Here is a 17,758-nt window from a genome sequence, read left to right as displayed (position 1 = left end):
TCGTTGACCGGCCGCGGCGTCCGCGGCGGCCGTATGCCAGCCATCGTGCCACGGCGTATTGCGCCTCGTACCGGTCACTGGGGGCGGTCCGGCACTTCAATAGTCGGTGGCGCACAGGGCAGACTGGGCGGATGGCTGATCAGCGTCCGGTGTCCCCGGAAGCCCCCATACCTCCCACCGCCTTGGCGCTGCGCTGGGAGGAGCCCCCGGAGGGGCCCGTACTGGTACTTCTCGACCAGACCCGGCTGCCCGCCGAAGAGGTCGATCTGGTGTGCACCGATGTGCCGGCGCTGGTGGAGGCGATCCGCTCCCTCGCCGTGCGCGGCGCCCCGCTGCTCGGCCTCGCCGGGGCATACGGGATCGCGCTCGCCGCGGCCCGGGGTTTCGATGTGGACGAGGCCGCCGAATCGCTCGCCCATGCCCGTCCCACGGCCGTCAACCTCGGCTATGGCGTTCGCCGGGCCGTCGCCGCGTATCACGCGGCGATCCGGGACGACGCGGACGATGGTCAGGCCGCCGCGGCCGCCCTCGCCGAGGCCCGGGCCCTGCACCGGGAGGATGCCGAGGCCAGCGACCGCATGGCGGCCCATGGTCAAGCGCTCCTCGATGAGCTGTTGCCGGCCGGTGGTCATCGGATCCTCACGCACTGCAACACCGGCGCCCTGGTCTCCGGAGGCGAGGGGACCGCCCTCGCCGTGGTCAAGGCGGTGCACCGGGCGGGGCAGCTCCGGCGGCTGTGGGTGGACGAGACCCGGCCCCTGCTCCAGGGGGCGCGGTTGACCGCGTACGAGGCGGCGCGGGCCGGTATGGCGTACACGCTGCTCGCCGACAACGCGGCGGGTTCGCTGTTCGCGGCCGGTGAGGTGGACGCGGTGCTGATCGGGGCGGATCGGATCGCCGCGGACGGCTCGGTGGCCAACAAGGTGGGCAGCTATCCGCTCGCGGTGCTGGCCCGCTACCACCATGTGCCGTTTGTGGTGGTCGCCCCGACCACCACGGTGGACCCGGCCACTCCCGACGGAGCCTCGATCGAGGTTGAGCAGCGTCCTGGACATGAGGTGACAGACATCACAATTCCTTACGCCCCCACCGCCGGGCACGAGGCGGGCACCGGAGTGCCGGTTGCTCCACTGGGGACACAGGCCCACAATCCGGCTTTCGACGTCACACCACCGGAGTTGGTGACAGCGATCGTGACCGAGGACGGTGTGATCTCTCCGGTCACAGCGGACGGTATCGCCGAGCTGTGGGCCAGGTCACGATCGGGTAATGGGATGATGTCGATATGAAGGGACGCGTCCTTGTCGTCGACGACGACACCGCACTGGCAGAGATGCTTGGCATCGTGCTGCGCGGCGAAGGCTTTGAACCGTCGTTCGTGTCGGACGGCGACAAGGCTCTTGCCGCCTTCCGCGAGACCAAGCCCGATCTGGTGCTGCTCGATCTGATGCTGCCCGGCCGGGACGGCATTGAGGTCTGTCGGCTGATCCGGGCCGAGTCAGGGGTGCCGATCGTGATGCTCACGGCCAAGAGCGACACGGTCGATGTGGTGGTCGGGCTCGAGTCCGGGGCGGATGACTACATCGTCAAGCCGTTCAAGCCGAAGGAGCTGGTGGCCCGGATCCGGGCCCGGCTGCGGCGTTCCGAGGAGCCGGCGCCGGAGCAGCTGGCCATAGGCGATCTGGTGATCGACGTGGCGGGGCATTCGGTGAAGCGGGACGGTCAGTCGATAGCGCTGACTCCGCTGGAGTTCGATCTTCTGGTGGCGCTGGCCCGTAAGCCGTGGCAGGTGTTCACCCGTGAGGTGCTGCTGGAGCAGGTCTGGGGCTATCGGCATGCCGCCGACACCCGGCTGGTGAATGTGCATGTGCAGCGGCTGCGGTCCAAGGTCGAGAAGGACCCGGAGCGGCCGGAGATCGTGGTGACCGTGCGCGGTGTCGGCTACAAGGCCGGGCCAAGCTGAGATGACGGGTGGTACGGCGCCGCAGCCCGGAGGACCGGGAGGCGGGGCTCCGGAGGGTGCCCGGATGGGGCGGCCCGACCCGGCGGGTGAGATACCGCTGCTGCGGAGGTTGTGGAGCGGTGGACATCTGCTGCCCGACGGGGCCTCCGGAGGGCCGGCCCATCCGGTGATCCGGTTGTTCGGACGGTGGGTGCGCCGTCCGCTGCTGCCCGCTGCCCGGTTGTGGCGGCGGAACATCCAGCTGCGGGTGGTCGCCACCACGCTGCTGATGTCGCTCGGTGTGGTGCTGTTGCTGGGCCTGGTGGTCATCGGACAGGTGCGCAACGGCCTGCTGGACGCCAAGCGCCATGCGGCGCAGGGCCAGGCCGTCGGCGGGTTCGAGGTGGCCGAGCAGATGGCCGACCGCAAGAGCGATTCCCGTGGCCAGGACGGGCCGGGGGCCGGTCCCGAGGATTCCGGCGCCTGGCTGAACGCGCTGGTGGAGCAGCTCTCCAGTGGCGGCAAGGGCGCGTATTCGGTGGTGGCGCTCAGCTCCGACTCCGGTGAGACGCCCTATGTGGCCAGCCGGGGGCCGCGGGCCTCCGGCGATGTCCAGCCGGACAGCGTGCCCGCCGATCTGCGCCGTCGGGTGGACGAGGGCCGGACGGCGCCGTATGAGCGTTACGGAAAGATCGTGCACGCGGGCTCCGGGGACTCCGAGCCCGCGCTGATTATCGGCAAGCGTCTGGACGACAACAACGGCGACGCCTACCAGCTCTACTACCTCTTCCCGTTCAGCCAGGAGGAGAAGTCGCTGAGCCTGGTCAAGGGCACCCTGGCCACCGCCGGGGTGTTCGTGGTGGTGCTGCTCGGGGCCATCGCCTGGGTGGTGGTCCGGCAGGTCGTGACGCCCGTGAGGATGGCGGCGGGGATCTCCGAGCGGCTGGCGGCCGGTCTGCTCCAGGAGCGGATGAAGGTCACCGGGGAGGACGACATCGCCCGCCTGGGGGAGTCGTTCAACAAGATGGCGCAGAACCTCCAGCTCAAGATTCAGCAGCTGGAGGAGCTCTCCCGGATGCAGCGCCGCTTCGTCTCCGATGTCTCCCATGAGCTGCGCACCCCGCTGACGACCGTAAGGATGGCGGCGGACGTCATTTACGAGGCGCGTGAGGACTTCGACCCGATCACCGCGCGCTCCGCCGAGCTGCTGTGGGGCCAGGTCGACCGTTTCGAGTCACTGCTCAGCGATCTGCTGGAGATCAGCCGGTTCGACGCGGGCGCGGCCGCGCTGGAGGCCGAGCCGATCGATCTGCGCGATGTGGTGCACCGGGTGGTGGACGGGGCCGAGCCGCTCGCCGAGGCCAAGGGCACCCGGATTCTGGTGCGGGGCGCCGAGGCGCCGGTGATCGCGGAGGCGGACACCCGCCGTGTCGAGCGGGTCCTGCGCAATCTGGTGGTCAACGCCGTGGAGCACGGTGAGGGCCGCGATGTGGTCGTGCGGCTCGCGACGGCGGGCGGTGCGGTGGCCGTCGCGGTGCGGGACTACGGCGTCGGGCTCAAGCCCGGCGAGGCGACTCGGGTGTTCAACCGCTTCTGGCGGGCCGATCCGGCCCGTGCGCGCACCACCGGCGGCACCGGTCTCGGCCTGTCGATCGCGGTGGAGGACGCGCGGCTGCACGGCGGCTGGCTGCAGGCGTGGGGTGAGCCCGGCGGCGGTTCGCAGTTCCGGCTGACGGTGCCGCGCACCGCGGGCGATGTGCTGCGCGGCTCGCCGATCCCGCTGGAGCCCGAGGACTCCCGGCGCAACCGCCGTACGGATGACGCCGGGGCCCCGCAGCCCGCGGCGGAGCGGCTGGCGGCGGTGCCCGCGCAGCCGCGGTCCGCGCTGCCCGCCGAAGCCGCGGCGCCGTCGGCCGATCCCACGGCCCTGCCGGGCAATGGGTCGCGGGTGGTGCGCGGCGCCCCGGAGACGCCGTCCGACGGGTCCCGGGGCGGCAGAGCGCCGGCCGCCCGGCCGACGACATCGAACGAAGGGGAGGGCCGCCCTCGTGGGCGCTGACCGTGCCGACCGTCGCCGCTTCCGCCGCCGTGGGCGCCGCCCGGACGGCCGGGTCCTGAGCACGCCCGTGCTGCTGGCCTGTGGTGCCCTGCTGCTGTCCGGCTGTGCCTCGATGCCCGACAGCGGCGATGTGCGGCGGGTGGACTCCTCACCGCGCTCCGACGTCGATTCGCAGGTCCGGGTGTACGGGGTGAGCCCGGGCAAGGGCGAGCAGCCCGCGGAGCTGGTCTCCGGCTTCCTGGAGGCCACGACGAGCGACGAGGAGAACTTCGGCACCGCGAAGGAGTACCTGACCAAGAGCGCGGTCAAGCGGTGGCAGCCGTTCGCGGCCACCACCGTGCTGGAGCAGGCTCCGGATGTGCGGGTGGAGACGGACCCGGGGGACCGGGACGGCAGCGGTAAGACGGTCGTGCTGTCGGGCAAGCGGATCGCCGTCGTGGACGAGACGCACGCCTACAAGCCCGATGAGCAGCCGTACGAGGAGCGCATCCATCTCACGCTGAGCGGTTCGGAGTGGCGGATCGACGGGCCGCCGCGAGGGCTGATCCTCGGCGAGTCGGACTTCCAGCGCATCTACCGTTCGGTCAACAAGTACTACTTCGCCGATCTGGGGCCGGACGCGGAGGAGTCGACGGCCGGGGACAACGTGCTGGTGGCCGATCCGGTCTATGTGCGGCGCCGTATCGATCCGGTGACCGCGACCGTCAAGGCGCTGCTGGGCGGTCCCACGGAGTGGCTGGAGCCGGTGGTCAGCAGCTCCTTCCCACGCGGTTCGGCGCTCGGCCGCCGGGACGAGCGGCTGTCGCTGGACGACTCGAACACGCTGAAGGTCCGGCTGAGTGACCGGGCGGCACAGGTCAGCGCGGCGCGGTGTGCCCGGATGGCGGCGCAGACGCTGTTCACCGTCCAGGATCTGGGCGAGGGATCGTCCGAGGTCAGCGGGGTGCGGCTGGAGCGGCAGAACGGTGCGGAGCTGTGTGCCCTCTCCAGTGACGGGGCGCGTGCCTACGCCCCGGACGGGGTCGAGGGCCATCCGCGCCACCAGTACTTCGTGGACTCCGATCACCGGATGGTCCGGCTGTCCGACGACGAGGACCAGCCACAGCCGGTTCCGGGGCCGTTCGGCTCCGATGACGCGGGCCTGGGCACGGTGGCGGTCTCGCGCGACGAGCGGGACGCGGCGGGGGTCACCGCCGACGGCCAGGCGCTGTATGTCACCCAGATGGCCCCAGGCGCCGAGCGCGGCAAGGTGCGGCTGCGCAGCCAGGGCGGCAGCGTGGAGCACGGTCTGACGGCGCCGAGCTGGGACGGGCTGGGCGGTCTGTGGGTGGCCGACCGCAATCCGCAGCGGCCGAGGCTGCTGCGGCTGCGGGGCGGCACCGGACCGGCGGACGAGGTGGAGCTGCCGCAGCTGGACGACGGCCGGATCACGGCGCTGCGGGTCTCCGCGGACGGCTCCAGGATCGCGATGCTGGTCAAGCGGTCCGGCCACACCACGCTGCGGCTCGGCCGGATCGAGCGGCGGGGCACCGAGGCGGCCCCGAAGCTGTCGGTGGGGGCGCTGCAGGCGGTCGCGCCGAAGCTGGAGGACGTGGACACCTTCTCCTGGGCGGGCGACAGCCGGCTGGTGGTCGCGGGCCGGGAGTCGGACGGGGTGCAGCAGCTCCAGTACGTGGAGACGGACGGCTCTCCGGCGAACATCCCGGAGGTGCCGGGGCCGAACGGTGTGCAGTCGATCGGTGCGTCGGAGGACCAGACCCGGCCGCTGATCGCCGAGACCAGGGAGAACGGCATTGTGCGGCTGCTGCCGAACACCGACTGGAAGACCGTGGACCAGGACGGTTCGGCTCCGGTCTACCCCGGCTAGGCGGGGCGTAGCGGCGGCTTCTAGGCCAGGACACCGGTCGGGGGTGGCTGGTTGTCCACATGTGCGCGGTTGTCCACAAGGGGTGGCGCGCGGGCTTGGCCGCCGGGACAGTGGTGTTCATGCGGGGCTGGTGGCAGGAGATCGCCGATCTGGTGCTGCCGGCCGACTGTGCCGGATGCGGTCGGCCGGGCGGCGCGTTGTGTGAGCGCTGTCGTGGGGCGCTGCGCGGGTCCGGGGCGCGCCGGGTGAAGCCGAGCCCGGTGCCGCCGGGGCTGCCGGTGGTCCATGCGGCGGTGGATTATGTGGACGAGGCGCGGGCGGTGCTGCTCGCGCACAAGGAGCGCGGAGCGCTCCGGCTGGCGCGGCCGCTGGGCGAGGCGCTGGCGGGGGCGGTGCGGGCGGCCTGTCCTGGGCCGGGGCCCGGCCCAGGGCCCGGTGTGGGGTCCCGAAGGCGGGCGGGCGCGGAATTGGACCGGGTATTCGAAGCGAGACCGGGGTACGGATCCGGGGCGAGACCCCGCGGCGGTCCGCTGCTGCTGGTGCCGGTGCCATCGGCCCGGCGTGCGGTGGGCGCCCGGGGGCATGACCCGGCCCGGCGAATCGCGCTCGCCGCCGCGGGCGTGCTGCGCGGTGGCGGGCGCCCGGCGAGGGTCCCGGCGGTGCTGCGCCAGCGGCGCCGGGTGAGCGACCAGTCGGGGCTGGACGCACGGCAGCGGCGGGCGAATGTGATGGGGGCGCTGGGAGCGGTCCCCGGCAGCGGCCGGCTGCTGGCGGCGGGCCCGGTCGTCCTGGTGGACGACCTGATGACGACGGGGGCCTCGCTGGCGGAGGCGGCGCGGGCGGTGACGGCGGCCGGTGGGCTGGTCATCGGCGCGGCCGTGGTGGCCGCACCCCTGATGCGTATCAACCGGAACTGAATACGAAGCCGCGTCGTTGCAGGTGGTAACCGCGGCAAAGCACCTGATCGGAGGTACGTGCCGGTAGGGGGTGCCGACTTCCGACTGGCCGAGCTATGTTCGGTTGTGAGGAAAGGCGGGTGCTATGACTCGCTCATCCGCTTGGCGTGTTTTGCCTGCATTCTGGTGAGGCTTGGAACAAACGGGGTTGAGATCCTCTCCGTGGGAAGGAGGAGCTGAAAGCGCCAAGCCGATGGCTCCGGAGGACACCGGAGCCAAGTGCACAAGGGATGACGCTCCGATACTGACTGGAGCTACCCGGGAACGGAGTTCTGCGTGGACATCGTCGTCAAGGGCCGTAAAACTGAGGTGCCCGAGCGGTTCCGGAAGCACGTGGCCGAGAAGCTGAAGCTGGATAAGATCCAGAAGCTCGACGGCAAGGTGATCAGCCTCGACGTCGAGGTGTCCAAGGAGCACAACCCGCGGCAGTCCGACCGCGCCGACCGAGTGGAGATCACGCTCCGCTCGCGCGGCCCGGTGATCAGGGCGGAGGCCTCCGCGGCCGATCCGTACGCAGCGCTGGACCTGGCGGCCAGCAAGCTGGAAGCACGGATGCGCAAGCAGCACGACAAGCGCCATACGCGCCGTGGAAACGGTCGTATTCCGGCCAGCGACGTGGCTGTCACCGTGCCCAACGCGGCCCGTATCAACGGGCATGGCGACATCGCCCCCCAGCGCACGACGGAGACCGTCCCCACCACCCGGATGGGCCCCCTGGAAGTCCAGGGCGAGGGCCCCCTGGTGGTCCGGGAGAAGACCCACGCCGCGGCTCCGATGACCCTCGACCAGGCTCTCTACGAGATGGAGCTGGTCGGGCACGACTTCTATTTGTTCGTCGACTCCGACACCAACCAGCCCAGCGTCGTCTACCGGCGGCATGGTTATGACTACGGGGTGATTCATCTTCAGCCGGAGGCGTTCGTCGGAGAGGCACCCGGCGGCGCCGGTGGCGCACTCGGCGGCTGACCGAGAAATTCAGCCGAATCCAGCCTGACACGTAAGTGGTGCCCCGGAGCGCCTGCGCGCCCCCCGGGGCACCGCCGTGCGACCAAGGTAGGAACATTCCGCCGCCCGGGCATGAAATCATGGCCGGGCGGCCAACCGGTGTGGCGAATGCACCGGTTGACGCCAGACCGAGTGCACCCAGGGTGCGGACCGCAAGGGCCATGGCCTTCAGGGGGAGGAACGATGGCGGACAGCTTCGGGCCCGTGTCCGACGCCGGGGAACACCATGGCGTCGGTCCGGACGGGGGCGAGCCGCGCGGCGAAGCGCGCAAGGAGCCGATTCGGGTCCTCGTCGTGGACGACCACGCGCTCTTCCGGCGTGGGTTGGAGATCGTCTTGGCCCAGGAGGAGGACATCCAGGTCATCGGCGAGGCGGGGGACGGGGCCGAGGCCGTGGACAAGGCGGCGGATCTGCTGCCGGACATCGTCCTGATGGATGTGCGGATGCCCAAGCGCGGGGGGATCGAGGCCTGCACCGCCATCAAGGAGGTGGCACCCAGCGCCAAGATCATCATGCTGACGATCAGCGATGAGGAAGCCGACCTCTACGACGCGATCAAGGCCGGTGCCACCGGCTATCTGCTGAAGGAGATCTCGACCGACGAGGTCTCGACCGCCATCCGGGCGGTGGCGGACGGCCAGTCGCAGATCAGCCCGTCGATGGCGGCCAAGCTGCTGACCGAGTTCAAGTCGATGATCCAGCGCACCGATGAGCGGCGGCTGGTGCCCGCGCCCCGGCTCACCGACCGGGAGCTGGAGGTGCTCAAGCTGGTGGCGACCGGAATGAACAACCGGGATATCGCCAAGGAGCTGTTCATCAGCGAGAACACCGTGAAGAACCACGTGCGCAACATTCTGGAGAAATTGCAGCTGCACTCCAGGATGGAGGCCGTGGTCTATGCGATGCGGGAGAAGATCCTCGAGATCAGGTGAAGGGTGAGCCGGAGCCCCGGATGAGCCGGAGCCCCGGCCGGGCGTCCGCCCGGGCGGTTCAGGCGACGGCCGCCGCGAGTGGTGCGGCGAGCTCCGGGCGGTCGACACGCTCGATCCGGACGGAGTCACAGCCCACCCATTCGGCCGCCTCTCGCAGTGCCTGTGCCATGGGGGCCACGGCCTTCGGCGAGTCCAGGGACACCTGCCGGGCGACCAGGGTCGTCCCCTCCCGGGCCGGGTCCACCCGGCCCAGCAGCCGCCCGCCCGACAGCAGCGGCATGGCGAAGTAGCCGTAGATCCGCTTGGGCCTGGGCACATACGCCTCCAGCCGATGGGTGAAGCCGAAGATCCGCTCGGTGCGCGCCCGATCCCATATCAGCGAGTCGAAGGGCGACAGCAGCGTGGTGCGGTGCCGGCCGCGCGGCGCGGCGGCCAGCGCCTCGGGGTCCGCCCAGGCCGGCTTGTCCCAGCCCTCGACCGCCACCGGCACCAGCCCGGAGTCCGCGATCACCGCGTCCACCTGCTCGCCCTTGAGCCGGTGGTAGTCGGCGATATCCGCCCGCGTGCCCACGCCCAGGGACTGCCCGGCCAGCCGGACCAGCCGGCGCAGACACTCCCGGTCGTCCAGGTCGTCATGGAGCAGCGCGTCCGGCACGGCGCGCTCCGCCAGGTCGTACACCCGCTTCCAGCCGCGCCGCTCGACGCACACCACCTCGCCGAACATCAGCGCCCGCTCGACCGCGATCTTCGCCGCCGACCAGTCCCACCACGGCCCGCCGTTCTTGGCCCCGCCCAGCTCGGTCGCGGTCAGCGGGCCCTCCGCGCGCAGCTGCTTCACCACCGTCTCGTACACCCCGTCCGGCAGCTCGTGGTGCCAGTGCGGACGGAGGCGGTAGGCGCGGCGCCGGAAGGCGAAGTGCGGCCACTCCTCGATCGGCAGCACACAGGCGGCATGCGACCAGTACTCGAAGGCGTGGGTGTCGCTCCAATAGGCCGACTCGACTGTCTTACGGCCGACCGCGCCCAGCCGTGCGTACGGAATCAGCTCATGCGAGCGGGCCAGCACCGAGATCGTGTCGAGCTGCACCGCGCCCAGATGGCGCAGCACGCCCCGCACCCCGCCCCGCCGGTCGGGCACGCCCAGCAGCCCCTGGGCGCGCAGCGCGATCCGGCGCGCCTCGTCGGCGGAGAGCGTGGCCTCGGGTGTGCGGTCCACGGCGGACCCGGTGGCGGCGTTCGTCATGCGCGCCACCGTAGTAGCACCCACTGACAACGCCGCCGATCCCCGCCCGCGCCCGCCCGACACCCCCGGGCCGACGGCCTCTCTCAGACCGCTGACGGCGCCGTGGACGCCCGGCCGGACGCCTCGGAGACCTGAGGTGCGTTGGACGTCTCCGGCGCCTTGGAGGGCAGATAGGGCGTCGTCGACGGCAGCCCCCAGTCGGAGGGCAGCAGCGCGCCCCGCCAGGCGTCCCGCCGCGTCCCCTGGTGGACGATCCGGGCGCGGTCCGTCCCCTCCATCCGGAAGCCCACCCCGAGGGCGACCGCCCGCGAGCCCTCGTTCCCGGCCTCGCTGCTCCACTCCAGGCGCTCCACCCCGAGCCGGGTGAACGCCCATTCGATGACGGCCCGCGCCGCCTCGTCCGTATAGCCGCGCCGCCGGTGCTCCCGTACCGTCCAGTAGCCGAGCTCGGCCTGGTGCCTGAGGGTGCGCAGATGGGCCAGCCGCACCAGGCCCATGGCGCCCACGAGGGTGCCGTCACTCTTGGTGACCACCGCGAAGTCGTAGGTCACGTCGTCGCGCCAGTTCTCCGGGCAGATCCGGCCGGTGAAGTCCTCCGCGTGCGCGCGTTCGTACGGGGAGGGCACAGTGGTCCATCGCTGGATGTCCGGGTCCTGACAAGCTGCGAAGACCGCGTCCGCGTCGATGGGCCGGAAGGGGCGCAGGACCAGACGCTCGGTGGTGAGGGTGACAGGCTCCATGCGTCCCGAGTCTGCGCCGCCGTCGTCACTCACCGCGAGCGGTTTCCGTGAATTCGAGGGCACCTGGGGGAGCTCTCGGGCGTTGACACGGTGAGGTGACATCCGGTCCTCGTGGTGACGGACCTCCCGGCGTGCCGGGGTCTGTCTTACGATGGCCGTTGCGGCGGGGCCTGCGCCCCTTGACAATGCCGCGCCAGCGCACCCCGACCGTGCCAGGCCCGACCGGCAAGGAGCCAGCCTACGTGTCCGTCCTCAACAAGCTCATGCGTGCAGGCGAAGGAAAGATCCTGCGCAAGCTGCACCGCATCGCGGACCAGGTCAATTCCATCGAAGAGGACTTCCTGTCCCTCTCCGACGCCGAGCTGCGCGCCCTCACCGACGAGTACAAGCAGCGGTACGCCGACGGTGAGAGCCTCGACGACCTCATGCCCGAAGCGTTCGCCACGGTGCGCGAGGCGGCCAAGCGGGTGCTCGGCCAGCGTCACTACGACGTCCAGCTGATGGGCGGCGCGGCGCTGCACCTCGGCTATGTCGCCGAGATGAAGACCGGTGAGGGCAAGACCCTGGTCGGCACCCTCCCGGCGTATCTGAACGCGCTGTCGGACAAGGGCGTCCACCTCATCACGGTCAACGACTACCTGGCCGAGCGCGACTCCGAGTGGATGGGCCGGGTGCACCGGTTCCTCGGCCTGGAGGTCGGCTGCATCCTCGCCAACATGACCCCGGCGCAGCGCCGCGAGCAGTACGCGTGCGACATCACCTACGGCACCAACAACGAGTTCGGCTTCGACTATCTGCGCGACAACATGGCGTGGTCGCAGGACGAGCTGGTGCAGCGCGGCCACAACTTCGCGATCGTCGACGAGGTCGACTCGATCCTGGTGGACGAGGCCCGTACGCCGCTGATCATCTCCGGCCCGGCCGACCAGGCCACCAAGTGGTACGGCGACTTCGCCAAGCTGGTCACCCGGCTCAGCAGGGGCCAGGCCGCCGAGCCGCAGAAGGGCGTGGAGGAGACCGGGGACTACGAGGTCGACGAGAAGAAGCGCACCGTCGGCATCCATGAGTCCGGTGTCACCAAGGTCGAGGACTGGCTGGGGATCGACAACCTCTACGAGTCGGTCAACACCCCGCTGGTCGGCTACCTCAACAACGCGATCAAGGCCAAGGAGCTCTTCAAGAAGGACAAGGACTACGTCGTCATGGACGGCGAAGTCATGATCGTCGACGAGCACACCGGCCGTATCCTCGCGGGCCGCCGCTACAACGAGGGCATGCACCAGGCCATCGAGGCGAAGGAAGCGGTGGAGATCAAGGACGAGAACCAGACGCTCGCCACGATCACCCTGCAGAACTTCTTCCGCCTCTACGACAAGCTCTCCGGCATGACCGGTACGGCGATGACCGAGGCCGCCGAGTTCCACCAGATCTACAAGCTCGGCGTGGTCCCGATCCCGACCCACCGCCCCCTGGCCCGGATCGACCAGTCCGACCTGATCTACCGCACCGAGGTCGCGAAGTTCGACGCGGTGGTCGACGACATCGCCGAGAAGCACACCAAGGGCCAGCCGGTCCTGGTCGGCACCACCTCCGTGGAGAAGTCCGAGTACCTCTCCCAGCAGCTCGCCAAGCGCGGGGTGCCGCATGAGGTGCTCAACGCCAAGCAGCACGACCGGGAGGCGACGATCGTCGCCCAGGCCGGCCGTAAGGGCGCCGTGACGGTCGCGACCAACATGGCGGGCCGCGGTACCGACATCAAGCTCGGCGGCAACCCGGACGACCTCGCCGAGGCCGAGCTGCGCCAGCGCGGCCTGGACCCGGTGGAGCACTCCGAGGAGTGGGCCGCCGCGCTGCCCGCCGCCCTGGAGAAGGCCGAGGCCGCGGTCAAGGCCGAGTTCGAAGAGGTCAAGGAGCTCGGCGGACTGTATGTGCTGGGCACCGAGCGCCATGAGTCGCGCCGGATCGACAACCAGCTCCGCGGCCGCTCCGGCCGTCAGGGCGACCCTGGCGAGTCCCGCTTCTACCTCTCGCTCGGCGACGATCTGATGCGGCTGTTCAAGGCGCAGATGGTCGAGCGCGTCATGGCGATGGCGAACGTCCCGGACGACGTCCCGATCGAGAACAAGATGGTCACGCGGGCCATCGCCTCCGCCCAGTCGCAGGTCGAGCAGCAGAACTTCGAGACCCGTAAGAACGTCCTGAAGTACGACGAGGTCCTGAACCGGCAGCGTGAGGTCATCTACGGCGAGCGCCGCCGCGTCCTGGAGGGCGAGGACCTGCAGGACCAGATCGGCCACTTCATGGACGACACGATCGAGGCCTATGTGCGGGCGGAGACGGTCGAGGGCTTCGCCGAGGAGTGGGACCTGGACCGGCTGTGGAGCGCCTTCAAGCAGCTCTACCCGGTCAGCGTGACGGTCGAGGAGCTGGAGGACACGGCCGGCGACCGCGCCGGGATCACCGCCGAATTCATCGAAGAGTCCATCAGGGACGACATCCACCAGCAGTACGAATCGCGCGAGGAGCAGCTCGGCTCCGAGATCATGCGTGAGCTGGAGCGGCGGGTCGTGCTCTCCGTCCTGGACCGCAAGTGGCGCGAGCACCTCTACGAGATGGACTACCTCCAGGAGGGCATCGGGCTGCGCGCGATGGCCCAGAAGGACCCGCTGGTCGAGTACCAGCGCGAGGGCTTCGACATGTTCCAGGCCATGATGGAGGGCATCAAGGAGGAGTCCGTCGGCTACCTGTTCAACCTGGAGGTCCAGGTGGAGCAGCAGGTCGAGGAGGTCCCGGTCGAGGCGGCGGACGAGAAGGTCGCGCTCGCGAAGGATGTGGAGGACGCGGTGCCGGCGGGCGCGCCCGCCGCGCCGGCCGCGGGTTCCTCGGGCCGTCCCGAGATCCGCGCCAAGGGCCTGGAGGCCCCGCAGCGGCCGGACCGGCTGCACTTCTCCGCCCCGACGGTGGACGGTGAGGGCGGTGTCGTCGAGGGCGACTTCCCGAACGGTGAGACGCCGCCGGCGCCTCGGTCGGAGTCCGACGGGTTGACGCGGGCGGAGCGGCGTAAGGCGCAGAAGGGGCGTCGCCGCAAGAAGTAGTCCGGCGGGGTTTTGGTTTGACGGGTCGGGGTGCCGCGTGGGAGCGGGGCGCCGCGGCCCGTTGCGCTGTGGCTGTGGCTGTGGCTGTGGCTGTGGGTCTATGGCGTGTCCGGCGGGTCTTTCCCCTACCCGCCCCTTCCCGCAACCGGGGCCCGGCCCCCGGCCCCCGCCGGGGCTCCGCCCCCGGCCCCGGCCGGGGCTCCGCCCCAGGGCCCCGCTCCTCAAACGCCGGAGGGGCTGGAATGGCCCCGCCTCGAAACCGGTGCTTGGCCCCCGGCCCCAGCCGGGGGCTCCGCCCCAGGGTCCCGTTCCTCGAACGCCGGAGGGGCTGGAATGGCCCCGCCTCGAAACCGGTGCTTGGCCCCCGGCCCCAGCCGGGGGCTCCGCCCCAGGGTCCCGTTCCTCGAACGCCGGAGGGGCTGGAATGGCCCCGCCTCGAAACCGGTGCTTGGCCCCCGGCCCCAGCCGGGGGCTCCGCCCCAAGGTCCCGTTCCTCGAACGCCGGAGGGGCTGGAATGGCCCCGCCTCGAAACCGGTGCCTGGCCCCCGGCCCCGGCGGGGCTCCGCCCCTGGACCCCGCTCCTCAAACGCCGGAGGGGCTGGAAAACCGGTGCTTGGCCCCCGGCCCCGGCCGGGGCTCCGCCCCTGGGCCCCGCTTCTCTTACGCCGGAGGGGCTGGGTTGGCGCTCCGCCCCTGGACCCCGGAGCCTGGGGTGAAGTCCCGGTTTCGGGAAGGCGCCCTGGGCGCCGGGGCCGCATCGATGCTGCGGGGTGGGGAGCAGCCTGACGCGGGCGTCACGATCCGTCGGACACCGCCTGGGCGAGTGGGCCGAGGTCGATGGCGGCGCAGCGCCAGCGGGCGTCGGCGCCGAGCTCCAGCCGGAATGCGAGCGCGCTGAGCCGGTCTCCGGAGGCGATCCGGGCGAACGCCTCGATAACCCCGTGCCGGGGCTGGTACTCGCCACAGCGCCGCACGACGGGCGCTGTGGCACGCCCTCCGGCGGGGCGCAGCGGGGCGCGCGGGGCGAGTTCGATCAGCCGGTCGTAGGCGGCCGGGAGGGCGTGCCCGAGGAGGGTGTGCACGGGGCGCTGACCGCTGAGGGTGAGCACCAGCCGGTTGGCGAACCAGTAGCGCGGCAGCCGGTCCCGCTGCCGACACGCCGCGGCGGCGGCCGCAGTGCGCGATACGGCGGCGGCGGCGCGGGTGACGGTGAGGGGCGTGGGCGTTGTGGGGGATGTGGTAATGGACCGTGCGGTTACGTCGTGCGGTGTGGAGGTGTCGTTGGTGGTGGTCGGGGTGGGTGGTGCTGCTGTTGTGGTGGGTGGTGCTGCCGTTGTTGGGGGTGGTGCTGCCGTTGTTGGGGTGGTGCGGGGGCGGCGGGGGTCCTTGCGGGGTGGGGGGCCGCTTCGGCCTGGTCCGCTGCCGGCGCGCCGTCGTACGTCCTCCCCGGTCGTGGTCCGATCTGTTGCCCGGACGCCCTCGCGCATGCTTCTGGCCCCGTTCTCTCCGGCCCGGTCGTATACCGGGCGGTAGCTTTCGTCGGAGAGTCTTCTACCGGGGGGTTTTCGGCCTCCGCAATGAAGGCGGGCACGGGTCGCGGTCGATGCCGCGGTTCACCTATTTGGGGCATACGGGCGCTCATCGCCCCTGGTCGCGGGGGCGGGCCGGGTTTGTTCCGGGCTCTGTGCGGCGCCGTCGCAGCCCGTCGCCCGAAAGGGGACCAGCGGACCGTGAAGAAGGCTCGGGACTGGGTACGGGCGATCGTATGCTGGGGGCCTATTGGTCTCTGATGAAAGCGGCAGACATGCGCGTCTACGTCCCCCTGACCCTCTCCGCTCTCGCCGAGGCGCACAAGGAGGGCCAACTGGGGCCGACGCCGTTGACGGCCTACGCGGTCACGCCCGCGCTCCGCGAGTGGTACGTCTCCGACGACATCGAGGAGCTGGAGTACGCGGCGCTGAGCCGGGCCGCGCAGGCCTCGCTGCGGCTGCTCGCCGTCGATCCTCAAGCGCCGCGCCGTCGGGTCGTGGTGGCCGTGGACGTGCCCGACGGGCAGGCGGTCGCCGATCCGGATCGGGGGCTGGACCAGTCCGCGCTGGGCGAGGTGCGGATCAAGGCCGCCGTACCGCTGGCGAAGGCCGCCGCCGTGCACCTGGACGCCGATGACGCCGAGCGGGACATCGCCGCGGCCGCCGACGCGCTGGGCGCGGCGGACCTCGGTGACGACGACGCGCAGTTCACCGTGGACGGCGCCGAGGACCATGAGCTGCTCTGGTACGCCACCCAGGAGATCCCCAATCTCATCGAGTGATGCCCGCTGTCGGACCCGGCAGGTACGGTCGTGGGATGGGGAAGAACCACGTGACGCACCTCGTGTGGGACTGGAACGGCACACTGTTCCACGACATCGACGCCGTGATCTCGGCGACGAACGCGTCGTTCGGAGAGGTCGGCCTGCCGCCGATCACCCTCGAGCGCTATCGCGACCTGTACTGCGTCCCGGTCCCGCGCTTCTATGAGCGGCTGATGGGGCGGCTGCCCACCGACGAGGAGTGGGCGGTCATGGACGAGGCGTTCCACCGGCACTATTGGACGCTGGCCGAGAGCGCCGGGCTGGCGATCGGCGCCCGGCAGCTGCTCGTGGAGTGGCAGGAGGCGGGTCTCACCCAGTCGCTGTGCTCACTGGCCCCGCATGAGCATCTGGTCCCGCTGGTGCGGACGCATGGCATCGAGCGCCATTTCATCCGGGTGGACGGCCGCGTCGGCCAGAGCAACACCGGCAAGGCCGAGCAGATGATGCGCCATATCGCCGAGCTCGAAGGGGTGCCCCCGCAGCGGATGGTGGTGATCGGCGACGCCGTGGACGACGCGCTGGCGGCACGCCATGTGGGGGCGCGGGCCGTGCTCTACACGGGCGGTTCGCACAGCCGGGTCAGTCTGGAGGCGGCCGGGGTGCCGGTCGTGGACACGCTCGAGGAGGCCGTACGGGAGGCCGAGCGCATGGCCGACGAGTAGGCCGGAGGTAGGCCAAGTAGGCCGGAGGCCACCGGGAGCGGCTCGTCCTGGGCTCCTCGGGGTCCGTCCTGGGCTTCCTCGGCGTCCGTCCTGAACTTCCTCGGCGTCCGTCTCGGGCTCTTCACCACCTCGTGCGCCCCCTCTTGCCTCCATGCGCCCCCGCGTCGCCACGGCCCCCACCACCCTCACCCCACCGGCGCCTTCGTCCGCAGCACCGCCAGGAACTCCCGCATCCACGCCGGATGGTCCGGCCAGGCGCGTGAGGAGACCAGCGAGCCGTCGACCACGACCTCCGCGTCCTGGTACTCCGCGCCCGCCGCCTGCATGTCCGGCTCCAGCGCCGGATACGCGGTGACCCGCCGCCCGCTCAGGCCGCCCACGGCCGCCGTCAGCAGCGGGCCGTGGCAGATCTGGGCGACCGGCTTGTCCGCGTCGAAGAACGCCTTGCAGATCTTGCGCAGCTCGGGGTCGTTGCGCAGGTACTCCGGGGCCCGGCCGCCCGGGATCACGAGGGCTCCGTACTGACCTGGGTCGACCTCGGAGAAGGCGAGGTCGGCGGGGAGTGTGTAGCCCGGCTTCTCGGTGTAGGTGTCGAAGCCCTCCTCGAAGTCATGGACCACGAGGCGCAGCGTCTTGCGGGTCGGGGCCGCGATATGGACCTCGTATCCCTCTTCGCGCAGCCGCTGGTAGGGGTAGAGCACCTCCAGCGATTCGGCCGCGTCGCCGGTCACCACAAGGATTTTCGCAGTCATGCCGCCCGCCTCCACCTTCATGTCCACGCTTACCACCGTCTGACTACCACCGTCCCGATCACGGTGCATCCGCGACGGCGCGTTGCCAAGAGGGCGCCGGAGGCCGCCAGGGAACGTGGGCCGCACATCATCGGTTCGCGCGCGTCCGTG

Annotated in this window: 14 protein-coding genes; 10 read left to right on the top strand and 4 right to left on the bottom strand. The window is 71.1% G+C overall.

The genetic code is table 11. The features are described from left to right. Positions 1 to 131 precede the first annotated feature (131 nt). The 7 genes from mtnA (at position 132) to BLV72_RS12735 (ending at position 8,762) form a co-directional block, all read left to right on the top strand. On the top strand, positions 132 to 1,289 hold the full coding sequence (gene mtnA / locus BLV72_RS12765; RefSeq protein ID WP_093462298.1) for an S-methyl-5-thioribose-1-phosphate isomerase: 1,158 nt from the start codon (positions 132 to 134) through the stop codon (positions 1,287 to 1,289). Continuing rightward, positions 1,286 to 1,963, top strand: a complete 678-nt coding sequence (gene mtrA, locus BLV72_RS12760) for a two-component system response regulator MtrA (protein ID WP_014061181.1) — start codon at positions 1,286 to 1,288, stop codon at positions 1,961 to 1,963. The genes mtnA and mtrA overlap by 4 nt, the downstream gene beginning before the upstream one ends. 64 nt (positions 1,964 to 2,027) lie before the next feature. Continuing rightward, on the top strand, positions 2,028 to 4,001 hold the full coding sequence (gene mtrB / locus BLV72_RS12755) for an MtrAB system histidine kinase MtrB (RefSeq protein ID WP_093462296.1): 1,974 nt from the start codon (positions 2,028 to 2,030) through the stop codon (positions 3,999 to 4,001). After that, positions 3,991 to 5,868, top strand: a complete 1,878-nt coding sequence (locus BLV72_RS12750; RefSeq protein ID WP_208905621.1) for an LpqB family beta-propeller domain-containing protein — start codon at positions 3,991 to 3,993, stop codon at positions 5,866 to 5,868. Before mtrB ends, BLV72_RS12750 begins: the two co-directional genes overlap by 11 nt. Positions 5,869 to 5,987: 119 nt before the next feature. Continuing rightward, positions 5,988 to 6,785, top strand: coding sequence for a ComF family protein (locus BLV72_RS12745; RefSeq protein ID WP_093470317.1), 798 nt, complete (start codon positions 5,988 to 5,990; stop codon positions 6,783 to 6,785). A 315-nt stretch (positions 6,786 to 7,100) separates the two neighbouring features. Continuing rightward, entirely contained in the window at positions 7,101 to 7,790 is a 690-nt protein-coding gene (gene hpf, locus BLV72_RS12740) for a ribosome hibernation-promoting factor, HPF/YfiA family (RefSeq protein ID WP_093462295.1), read from the top strand. Between the two features lie 222 nt (positions 7,791 to 8,012). After that, a complete protein-coding gene (locus BLV72_RS12735; RefSeq protein ID WP_093462293.1) occupies positions 8,013 to 8,762 on the top strand; it encodes a response regulator in 750 nt (249 codons plus the stop codon). Between the two features lie 58 nt (positions 8,763 to 8,820). Here BLV72_RS12735 and BLV72_RS12730 read toward each other — a convergent pair whose 3' ends face one another. Next, positions 8,821 to 10,005: a winged helix-turn-helix domain-containing protein gene (locus tag BLV72_RS12730; protein ID WP_093462292.1), complete on the bottom strand. Its 1,185-nt coding sequence runs from the start codon at positions 10,003 to 10,005 to the stop codon at positions 8,821 to 8,823. An 83-nt stretch (positions 10,006 to 10,088) separates the two neighbouring features. Continuing rightward, a complete protein-coding gene (locus tag BLV72_RS12725; protein ID WP_093470316.1) occupies positions 10,089 to 10,745 on the bottom strand; it encodes a GNAT family N-acetyltransferase in 657 nt (218 codons plus the stop codon). Positions 10,746 to 10,987: 242 nt separating this feature from the next. Between BLV72_RS12725 and secA the strand changes: the two genes are divergently transcribed. Continuing rightward, the gene (secA, locus tag BLV72_RS12720) at positions 10,988 to 13,840 is read left to right on the top strand and encodes a preprotein translocase subunit SecA (RefSeq protein ID WP_093462290.1); all 2,853 of its coding nucleotides are present in this window, start codon (positions 10,988 to 10,990) and stop codon (positions 13,838 to 13,840) included. A 795-nt stretch (positions 13,841 to 14,635) separates the two neighbouring features. Here secA and BLV72_RS12715 read toward each other — a convergent pair. After that, on the bottom strand, positions 14,636 to 14,950 hold the full coding sequence (locus BLV72_RS12715; RefSeq protein ID WP_244320742.1) for an Rv3235 family protein: 315 nt from the start codon (positions 14,948 to 14,950) through the stop codon (positions 14,636 to 14,638). 695 nt (positions 14,951 to 15,645) lie between these two features. On the opposite strand from BLV72_RS12715, the gene BLV72_RS12710 reads away from it, so the two are divergent. Together BLV72_RS12710 and BLV72_RS12705 are read left to right on the top strand one after the other, a co-directional pair. Further along, positions 15,646 to 16,152, top strand: a complete 507-nt coding sequence (locus tag BLV72_RS12710) for a DUF6912 family protein (protein WP_093462289.1) — start codon at positions 15,646 to 15,648, stop codon at positions 16,150 to 16,152. A 35-nt stretch (positions 16,153 to 16,187) separates the two neighbouring features. Beyond that, complete coding sequence (locus tag BLV72_RS12705; protein ID WP_093462287.1) at positions 16,188 to 16,856, top strand: HAD family hydrolase; 669 nt, start codon at positions 16,188 to 16,190, stop codon at positions 16,854 to 16,856. Between the two features lie 185 nt (positions 16,857 to 17,041). Here the strand turns inward: BLV72_RS12705 and BLV72_RS12700 are convergent, their stop codons facing one another. After that, complete coding sequence (locus BLV72_RS12700) at positions 17,042 to 17,608, bottom strand: DJ-1/PfpI family protein (protein ID WP_093470314.1); 567 nt, start codon at positions 17,606 to 17,608, stop codon at positions 17,042 to 17,044. Positions 17,609 to 17,758: the final 150 nt, after the last annotated feature.

The organism is Streptomyces melanosporofaciens (assembly GCF_900105695.1).
In the GTDB taxonomy this organism is placed as follows: Bacteria; Actinomycetota; Actinomycetes; order Streptomycetales; family Streptomycetaceae; genus Streptomyces; species Streptomyces antimycoticus.
Note: the sequence above shows the minus strand (reverse complement) of the source record. Positions and strands in the feature narration are given on the sequence as shown.